The following is a 9,009-nucleotide window of genomic DNA, read 5'->3' as shown; positions in this document are numbered from 1 at the left end:
GGTCGGCGTCGGCACCGGCATCGGCCTGTCGATCTCGAAATCGATCATCGAGCGGCACAATGGCAATGTCTGGTTCGAGGAAGTGCTCCCGAGAGGCGCGCGTTTCGTCGTCCAGCTGCCGGCCATCGTGGCCGGCCTCGCCACCGCCGGCGACAACCAGCCGCGATCGAGCGGCCTGCGCCATGCCTTGATCATCGACGACGAGCCGGATGTCGCCGGCTCGCTCTCGGACATCCTCGAACTGATGGGCATCAAGTCGCGGATCGTGCCCGTCTGGGAATCGGGCGCCGCCACCTTGAGCGGCCACATGCCGCCGGACATCGTTTTTTCGGACCTGCGCATGCCCGGCGTCAGCGGCATATCGATCTATCGTGAGCTGCTCGCCGAAAAGCCCGATTTGGCGCGGCGTTTCGTGCTGGTCACCGGAGACCTGATCGGTGCCAAAGCCGAAATCGAAGCCTTGCCGGCGCACCAGCGACCGCAGATTCTGGAAAAGCCGTTCAGCACGCTGGATGTGCGCAGCGTGCTCTCCGCCATCGCCGAACAGGCGGCCTTGAAAGGATAAAAAAAGAGGCTCCCGGGGGCGGGAGCCAAAAGGAGCGCACTGGAGGGCGCTCGGGGAGGTCAGAGCATGGTCCACAAAACGGGAACGGTTTTCGGGATCATGCTTCGACGGAAATCAGAAAATATTCGGCGTGCCGGTCAACGGCGCGGCATTGGCGATCATGCGGATCGCCCGGCTTTTGTGTGTTCCGGACTGTTCGGCGATGGCGCGCAGGCAATCCATGCTCTCGGCACCCCAGGCCTGGCCCTTGCAGGCGAAGTCGGTCAACGGCACCGGCAGACGCGCGGTCCTGGTCGTCGTCTGCGCGCCGTCGATGAGATTGGCCGGCGGATTCAACGAAGCGAAGGCCGGCCCGATTGTCGGCGTGAACGCCATGCCGACGAAGGCGCAAGCAGCCAGCACCATGAACATCGCCATGGGGTGGTCGCTGGCCCGCTGGCGCAGCGCCAGTTTCGGACGGCGGTCATTGCGCTCTGGAGCCTGAAGGCGGCTCTCGCCGCGGATCGTCTGGATTTTCGCATGCATTACCTTCCCCTTCGCTGAGTTTCTTTTGGCGGTGAAATGAACTTATCCGCGCTCTGTAACGGTGATGGGGTGGCGAAGGATTGGCACTGTAACGAATTCGAAACAGCATTTCGGGCGAAGCCGGGCAAAATCGGGTATGGCTTCGCCGGCGCCAGGGCTCGAGACGCAACTTGACCGATCTTGCCAAACAGTTTTTCGAAAAGATCAGGCTCAGCCCGGAGCCTGAAGCTCGGCGATGATTTTTTGCGCGGCGATGCGCCCGGCAATGATGGCGCCCTCGACATACCCCGGAAACGATGGCGAGAGTTCTGAAGAGGCGAGATACACCGGCGGTGCGCCGGCAAGGATCGTTCGCTCGGCGTCTGTCGCTGTAACATCGACAATAAGATCGCTGTACGCGCCGCCGCTCCAGCGATCTCCTGTCCAGTCACGCAAACTGAAATCGATGACGTCACCGGCATCCGGACCAAGGGCTGCCTCCAGCCGGCCGGTCACCTCCGCACGCAGTTCCGCCTCGCCGAGGTCGCGCCAACGCAGCGCGAGCGAGCCGCCGACGAACACGACGAGCGCCGCATGCTCCGCATCCTTGCCGGCGTCGCAGGCAAACAGCCCCGGCGGCTCGAGCCACATCACCATGCCGCTCAAATCCCGCGCCCGCCAAAACGGTTTGGCATAGCGCACCAGGATCTTGATAGCCGCGCCGCTTTCCCAGGCGCCGAGTGCCCGCCCCAGTCCGGCCGGCAAAGCGGGGGCAAAGGCGAGCTCCGTCACCGTCGCCGGCGGGACGGCAACCAGAACCGTGCGCGCCTCGACGGTATCCCCGGCCGAAACGACAAGAACACCTGGCGAACTGTGCTCGATGCGCGTGACCGGCTCGCTTAGCCGCAACCGATCGCCAAGGTCGCGGGCCAGATCGTCGGCCAGCGAATGCATGGTTTCGCGCACGAAATATTGCAGTTCCGTCACCTCGTTGGTGACCCGCCGGTCATTGTCGATCAAATACCAGAGAGGAATCTGGTCCAGCGCCATGCACCAGAGACCTTCGATCATCGAACGGAAAGCCATCCTTGCATCGGCGGAATCGTGCTGGCAGGCAAGCCAGTCGGCGACGGTCAGTCCGGCAATCGAGGCATCGTCCGGATCGATCCCGTTCATGCGCTCGCGGATCGCCATCGCGGCATGATAGGTCCGCTCTGCTCGTTGTGCGGACATCGTCGGCTGGGTGATGAAGTCGCCATCGACATGGGTTTCAACCAGCGTCTTGCCGCGCGCCTCGACCATGGCCATCAATTCCGGCATGTCCTCGCACAGGAACTGGCCGCCACTATCGATGCGTTCGCCAAGTCCGTTCAGTCGGGACTCGACGCGTCCGCCGACACGGTCGCGTGCTTCGAGCAGGATGAAATCGATGCCGGCCTTCTTCATCTCAAGCGCCGCCGACAGGCCGGTGAAACCCGCACCGACGATGACGACATCGGTTCGCTCGAATTCGCCGCCCTCATGCGTGAAGGTCTTCAGCATTGCCGGCTATCCACCCAATCGTATCCGGCTTCCACCGACGAACTATGTCCTTGTCGACATATGCCGCAGGCTGTCTCTAACCTATCGTTTTCTCGAGCATATTGAGCCAGTTGCGATAGGCGATTTTTTCGATCAGCGCGCGGCCGAAACCGCGTGCCGCCAATGCATCGATCAGCTTCGGCAGGCCGGCGACATCGCCGATGACGGCCGGGATCATGGCGCCGTCGAAATCGGAGCCAAGACCAACGCCATCCTCACCCAGCGCCTGCAGCAGCGAATCGATATGGCGCACCATGATATCGAGGCTGGTGTCGGCATTCATGCGACCGTCCTCGCGCAGGAAGCCGGTTGCGAAGTTCAGCCCGACCATGCCGCCGGTTTCGCGGATCGCGCCGAGCTGCCAGTCGGTCAAGTTACGCGAATGGCCGCAGATCGCGTGCACGTTGGAATGGGTCGCCACCAGCGGCGCATCGCTGAGTGCGGCGACATCGCGAAAGCCCTTCTCGTTGAGATGCGACAGGTCGATCATGATCTTCAACTGGTTGCAGGCCTTGACCAGCGCCTTGCCGGCATCGGTCAGGCCAGGGCCGGTGTCGGGCGAAGACGGGAAGCGGAACGGCACGCCGTGGCCAAAGGCGTTCGGACGGCTCCAGACGATGCCGAGCGAGCGCAGGCCGGCTTCATGCAGCACGTCGAGCATGGTGAGCTCGGGATCGATCGCCTCGACCCCTTCGATGTGGAACACCGCGGCGATCGACCCTTGCGCCATGGCATTGCGCACATCGCCGGCGCTGCGGCAGACGGTGAGCGCTCCGGCCCGTTCCAGCCTGAACAGGATCGAGGCCATCGCGATGGTCGAGGTCAGCGCCTCATCGCGCGGAACCTCGGGCGGCAGCGGTTCTGCGGCGCCCGGCGCCAGGGGCACGGCGCCGCGCCTGGATTTCTCGACAGGCGGCGGAAAGATGGCGAACATGCCCCCGGCGAAGCCGCCGGCTTTCGCGCGTGGCAGGTCGATATGGCCGCCCGATTTCCCCTCGATGAACAGTTTTTCGACGTCCGTGTCTTTCGACTGATGGAGTCTGAGCAACGTATCGTTGTGGCCGTCGAAGACGGGAACGCGATCGGTTTCGGTCATTGGGGGATCATTCGGTTCGTTTGTCGGCGCGGCTAAGATATATCCTATCTACTTAGGCAGGATGCGCCACCCGCGCAAATGCCAAAGCCGCCCCGGTGGGATGGCAGCCGCTTGCCGCGCCGTTTCCAAGCAACGAATCCCTACCGCTTCAGCACGTCGGCCCATTCCTGATGGCGGCGGAACTGGGCGTTGGCGAACGGGCAGAGCGGGATGATCTTCTTGCCCGCCGCACGCGCATCCTCGACGGCGCGGGTGACGAGCCGAAGCCCGGCACCCTGGCCGCGAAAGACGTCCGGCACTTCGGTGTGGTCGATGATGATCTGGTGCTCACCGATCTTGGTGAAAGTCATCTCGGCCTCGGCGCCATCGGGTCCACGCAGGACATAGCGGCCCTTGGAACCGCGATCCTCAAGTTCGATCTCAGGCAGTTGGTCAGGCATTGCTATGCTCCTTGGGCAGTATCGGCAAAGAACCGCCGTGCCGCCTCGATTTCGTTTGGCCGCACCTCGTGCCCGCCATCGTGCCATTCCACTGTGACATCGGCGCCGTCGGCACGCAAATAGGCCTCGAGCCGCGTGGTCAGGTTCGGTGGACAGATCGGATCGCGCTTGCCGGCGGTCACCAGGATATGGCGGCCGGCGAGGCTGCCCTTGACCTCAGGTTCGAACGGGATCAGCGGATGCATCAGCACCGACGCGTCGAACAGCGCTGGAACCGCGAACACCACCGAGGCCAGGACATTGGCGCCGTTGGAATAGCCGAGACCCAGCACGGCCGATGGCTTCGCTGCTTCAACATGGGCCTTGACGAAGCCCGCCATCTTGGTCGTCGCCCGCGCCAGGTCGTCCATATCGTAGATGCCCTCGGCGGCGCGGCGAAAGAAGCGCGCGGCACCTTGTTCCGACACATCACCGCGCGGCGAGACGATGGTTGCCTGGGGCGCGAGATCGCGCCCCAGCGACAGAAGCTGATTCTCATCGCCTCCCGTGCCATGGAAGACGAACAGCAATGGACCGCCCGGCGAACCGGGCAGCACCTTGTGGATGTAAGCGTCCTTGCTCATGGCCTCAGCCTTCCAACTTCTGCAGATGCTGTTCGAGATAGGGCCGCAGGTGCTGGTGCTGCGTCGGCAGCTTCAGCGCCTCGCCCAGATGAGCGGTATCCTCGTCGCGATCGAAACCCGGCTCGCTGGTGGCGACTTCGAACAGCACGCCACCCGGTGTGCGGAAATAGATCGCCCAGAAGTAGTCGCGGTCGATCACCGGCGTCACCCCATAGCCGGTGTCCATCAACGCCTTGCGTACTTCCAGCTGCCTGGCGCGGTTCTCGACCGCGAAGGCGACGTGATGGACGGAGCCGGCGCCGAGATCGGCGAAGGCAGTGCTCGGCAGCGATTCGATGTCGATGACATCGGCGCCATTGCCGTTCTTCACCGCCAGCCGCCTGAGATTGCCGGACTTGTCGACTTCCTCATAGCCCATGAACTTCAGCAGCTCTTCCGTGGCGCCGCCATCCTTCAGCCTGAGCGACACGGAATGAAAGCCTCGGATCGCCTCATCCGTGGGAACGCCGCCTTTCGCCCAGGGTGCTCTGCTGTCGCTCTTGCACTCGACCAGCGCGAAGCCGTCACCATCCGGTCCGGCAAAAGCCAGGCGCTTCTCACCGAAGGTTTCTTCGCGCGAGAGGCCGGTGACGCCCTCATCGGCAAAGCGTTTTTCCCAATAGCCAAGCGTGCCTTCCGGCACCGAGTAGACGGTGGTTCCGACTTCCCCGACCCCATGCCGGCCCTTGCCGATGTCGGGGAAGGGGAAATAGGTCATCACCGAACCCGGCGTACCGGCCTCGTCACCGTAATAAAGGTGATAAACATCGGGCGCGTCGAAATTGACGGTCTTCTTGACCGGCGCTGACCGAGTTTCCTGGTGAAGAAATCGTTGTTCTGGCGGGCATCCCTGGCCATCGACGTGACGTGATGCAGGCCCTTGATCTGGTCGAGCTTGCTCCTTCCCTTGGTACATGTGCGGCCCTCGCCGCTGTCCACGCCAATATGAGGATCAGGGCAGTTTCCGCAAAGGCGGCAAACACAGAATGGACTGTGTCATAAAAGTGAACGATGGAACAAGGTTCGTTCACCAATTGGTTCGCAGGTCAGACTTGCGCCATGGCCAGAATTCGGTTCCATAAACGGCGTTCGACATCCCGGGACAAAGGTATCGTGAGTGAGTGGAAAAGCCAGGCGGCCTAACATTCTCCTGATCACATGCGACCAGTGGCGCGGCGATTGTCTGTCCGCCGCCGGTCATCCGGTCGTGCAGACGCCGCATGCCGACGCTTTGGCCGCGGAGGGTGTGCTGTTCAACCGGCATTATGGCGGCGCGGCGCCCTGCTCGCCCGCCCGCGCCGGCCTCTACACCGGCCTCTACCAGATGAACAACCGCGTCTGCCGCAATGGCACGCCGCTCGACGCTCGCCACGGCAACATTGCGCTTTCGGCTCGCGCCCTGGGCTATGATCCGACGCTGTTCGGCTACACCGATGTGTCGCTCGATCCGCGCCTGCTGGCGCCGGGCGATCCGCGGCTGCAAAGCTATGAAGGCGTGCTGCCGGGCTTTACGGTGCGCCAGTTGCTGCCCGAGCATCAGAAGCAATGGCTATCCTGGCTGGAGCTGCAAGGTGTCGACGCCAGCGCCGGATCCCCCGACATCCATCGCCCGGTGGCCGACGGCGCGGTCGGGACCACCGTCAGCAACGCGCCGCCCGTCTACTCCGGGCAACAAACCCCGGCGGCCTTCCTGACCGGCGAATTCGCGCGTTGGCTTGGCGAACAGGAGCACGCCGCGCCGTGGTTCGCGCATGTTTCCTTCATCAGCCCGCACCCGCCCTTCATAGTGCCGGAGCCCTACAACACAATGTACGATCCGGCTGACGGCCCGGCCTTCCGGCGCGCGGCAAGCTGGCAGGAGGAGGCGGAAAACCATCCCTATCTAGCCTATGATCTCGGCCGGCAGAAACAGATGAAATTTCGCCCCGACGCCAGCGGCAAGGTGCGCGACTGGAGCGAAGACGATTTTCGCGTCCTCCGCGCGATCTATTACGGCATGATTTCCGAGGTCGACGCCCAGCTCGGCCGCATCTGGCAAGCGGTCAAGGCGGCCGGCGCGTGGGACGACACCATCATCGTGCTGACCTCGGACCATGCCGAGATGATGGGCGACCATTTCATGCTGGGCAAGGGCGGCTATTTCGACGGCAGCTACCACATTCCGCTGATCATCCGCGATCCGCGCCACGGCAAGGCGGCCGGCGGCAAGGTAGACAGCTTCACCGAAGCGGTCGACATTTTGCCGACGTTTCTCGACCTGCTCGGCGAAGAGCCCGCGCCGCATCTCGACGGCAGGTCGCTGAAGCCGTTCCTGAGCGGAGAGGCCCCGGCGGCGTGGCGCGATGCCGCGCATTGGGAGTTCGATTTCCGCTCGGTTGCCGCGGGCGAGGCCGAACGCCATTTCGGCATCGCCTCACGCCAATGCAATCTCGCCGTTATCCGCACGGAGCGTTTCAAATATGTGCATTTCGGCGGCAACCTGCCGCCGCTGCTGTTCGATCTGGAAAATGACCCGGACGAATTGGACAATCTCGCGGCCGACCCCAGCCATCTCGCCGTGCGTCTGGAATTCGCCGAACGGCTGCTCGCCTGGCGAGCCGAACATCTCGACCAATCGCTGGCACTGGCCGAATTGACCGAGAACGGCCTCGTCGGCCATGCCGCTGGCCTGCCTCCACGCCACACATGAACACAGGCCCGCATCGTTGCCGGCGCGGGCCTGTATCCGACTGGGTGGAAACTACCTGACGATCATGCGCTGCTGATCGCGCTTCTCGGCATAGCTGCCCTTGTCATAGGCGGTTTGTGCCTCGAGCTGTTCCTTGGTGAAGGTCGTGTACAGGTATTTGTTGCCCGCCTTGTCGGTCATGAATTTGAGATTATCCATGCCGACCGCGACTTCCTTCTCGCCAATGCCGAGGAAGCCACCGACATCGACGATCACCGCATCGGCCTTCTTGTCGGGCGCAAGCACGACATCGCCGATCTCGCCGACCTTGGCGTCGTTGGCGCCATAGACAGTCGTGCCCTTGAGGTCATCGGCGCGAATCTCACCAACCGGCATCTCGGTCAGCGTCGACTTGTCGATGGCTGCGGTCTTTGTCTGGTCCGGAGCCGAGGCATCGGGGGTCGTGGGCGCCGGAGCCTGTGCCGTCTTGTCGGACGGAGCGACGGCAGGGGCTGCGGCGGGCGCGACTGCTGCCGGCGCATTCGAAGCCGTCGTTGCCGGCGCAGGGTCATAGGCCTTGCGGTTGAAATCCGGCTGCGCCTGCAATTCTTCCTTGGTGGTCTGGGCGACCAGCCAGCGGTCGCCATTCTTCTCGGCCCACTGCGCCTTCGAGAAGTCATAGGTGACGTTCTTGGCGCCAAGGCCTAGGAAACCGCCGACGCCGATGACCAAGTACTGCGCCTTGCCATCCTTGGTCAGCACAATGTCGTTGACGTCGCCGATGTTCTGGGCGTCATCGCCGGTGCCGTTGTAGACGTTTTCCCCGATGATGTTGGTGGCGAGATTGCCGTCGGCGCGCTTGACTGGTTCTGCCGAAGCGGCGTTCATGTCGACAGGCTTTTGCGCTGTGTCCGTCGTCGCGGGTGCTGCCGGCGCTGTTGCGTCGGTCGATGCCGCAGGTGCTGGGGTCGGGCTGTAAGGCTTTTTATCGAATTCTGCCTGCGCCGTCAGTTCGTCCTTGGTCGTCTGGGCCACCAACCAGCGGTCGCCATTCTTTTCGGCCCACTGCAGTTTGCCGTAGTCGAAAGCAACGCTTTTGGCGCCGACACCCAGAAAACCGCCGACGTCGATGACAACGGATTTCGCCTGCCCATCCTTGTCGAACACGACGTCGCTGACCTTGCCGATGTTTTCGGCATCGTCGCCGGTGCCGTTGTAGACGGACTCACCGATGATGTTGGTGACGATGCTGCCCTCTGCGCGTGGCACAGGAGCGGCGGCGGGCTCCTGGACGGCGGGCGTGGCAGGCGCCGTATTTGTTGCGTTCTGCGCATAGGCGCCGGTCGCGACAAAGGTTGCGAGCGCCGTCGTGGCTAAAAGATTGCGGATCATGGTAGTCTCTCCTCGTGCCTGATCTCATGCGCCGCGTCTTCCTTGGGGAACGCGGCATCTACAGGTTCACAACGTCGTGACCGGGTCAGTTGTTCCGACAA

At 63.2% G+C, this 9,009-nt stretch carries 8 protein-coding genes and 1 pseudogene; 2 read left to right on the top strand and 7 right to left on the bottom strand.

The genetic code is table 11. The features are described 5' to 3' along the window. On the top strand, nt 1-565 hold a 565-nt coding region (locus tag EN932_RS05570), incomplete at its 5' end, for a response regulator (RefSeq protein WP_164890432.1). A 114-nt stretch (nt 566-679) separates the two neighbouring features. Here the strand turns inward: EN932_RS05570 and EN932_RS05565 are convergent. The 6 genes and pseudogenes from EN932_RS05565 to EN932_RS05540 form a co-directional block, all read right to left on the bottom strand. Further along, a complete protein-coding gene (locus EN932_RS05565; protein WP_013529299.1) occupies nt 680-1,090 on the bottom strand; it encodes a hypothetical protein in 411 nt (136 codons plus the stop codon). Nucleotides 1,091-1,300: 210 nt separating this feature from the next. Continuing rightward, nucleotides 1,301-2,611: a flavin monoamine oxidase family protein gene (locus EN932_RS05560; protein WP_127370321.1), complete on the bottom strand. Its 1,311-nt coding sequence runs from the start codon at nt 2,609-2,611 to the stop codon at nt 1,301-1,303. Between the two features lie 76 nt (nt 2,612-2,687). After that, a complete protein-coding gene (locus EN932_RS05555; RefSeq protein ID WP_064993243.1) occupies nt 2,688-3,746 on the bottom strand; it encodes a dipeptidase in 1,059 nt (352 codons plus the stop codon). Nucleotides 3,747-3,886: 140 nt separating this feature from the next. Further along, nucleotides 3,887-4,186 (bottom strand): GNAT family N-acetyltransferase, encoded by a 300-nt coding sequence (locus EN932_RS05550; protein WP_013529296.1) that lies wholly within the window; start codon nt 4,184-4,186, stop codon nt 3,887-3,889. 2 nt (nt 4,187-4,188) lie between these two features. Further along, complete coding sequence (locus EN932_RS05545) at nt 4,189-4,809, bottom strand: alpha/beta hydrolase (protein ID WP_027163149.1); 621 nt, start codon at nt 4,807-4,809, stop codon at nt 4,189-4,191. Nucleotides 4,810-4,813: 4 nt separating this feature from the next. Then, nucleotides 4,814-5,706 (bottom strand): annotated as a pseudogene (locus EN932_RS05540) (VOC family protein). Between the two features lie 259 nt (nt 5,707-5,965). Between EN932_RS05540 and EN932_RS05535 the strand changes: the two are divergent. After that, nucleotides 5,966-7,537, top strand: coding sequence for an alkaline phosphatase family protein (locus tag EN932_RS05535; protein ID WP_128368758.1), 1,572 nt, complete (start codon nt 5,966-5,968; stop codon nt 7,535-7,537). Between the two features lie 51 nt (nt 7,538-7,588). Here EN932_RS05535 and EN932_RS05530 read toward each other — a convergent pair whose 3' ends face one another. Beyond that, complete coding sequence (locus EN932_RS05530; RefSeq protein WP_127368353.1) at nt 7,589-8,908, bottom strand: PRC-barrel domain-containing protein; 1,320 nt, start codon at nt 8,906-8,908, stop codon at nt 7,589-7,591. Nucleotides 8,909-9,009: the final 101 nt, after the last annotated feature.

Source organism: Mesorhizobium sp. M7A.F.Ca.US.002.01.1.1 (assembly GCF_004022955.1).
In the GTDB taxonomy this organism is placed as follows: domain Bacteria; phylum Pseudomonadota; class Alphaproteobacteria; order Rhizobiales; family Rhizobiaceae; genus Mesorhizobium; species Mesorhizobium ciceri.
Note: the sequence above shows the minus strand (reverse complement) of the source record. Positions and strands in the feature narration are given on the sequence as shown.